The following is a 255-nucleotide window of genomic DNA, read 5'->3' on the forward strand; positions in this document are numbered from 1 at the left end:
GCGCATCAAACTCAGCATCTGATTCAAAATCAGAATCAATGAGTGATTCTACAAGTACATCGGACAGTGCATCAACATCAATGTCCGATTCAAAATCAGAATCAATGAGCACATCAGACAGTGCATCCAGTGAATCCACAAGTACCTCGGATAGCGCATCAAATTCAGCGTCTGATTCAAAATCAGAATCAATGAGCACATCGGACAGTGCATCGACATCAATGTCCGATTCAAAATCAGAATCAATGAGCACAT

At 41.2% G+C, this 255-nt stretch carries 1 protein-coding gene; it reads right to left on the minus strand.

Annotation, left to right across the window (positions count from 1 at the left end):
• Nucleotides 1-255, minus strand: a 255-nt coding sequence (locus BZZ03_RS12120; protein WP_233129008.1) for an MSCRAMM family adhesin SdrC, incomplete at both ends; no start/stop codon positions are given.

Source organism: Lactococcus petauri, assembly GCF_002154895.1.
GTDB classification, from domain to species: Bacteria; Bacillota; Bacilli; order Lactobacillales; family Streptococcaceae; genus Lactococcus; species Lactococcus petauri.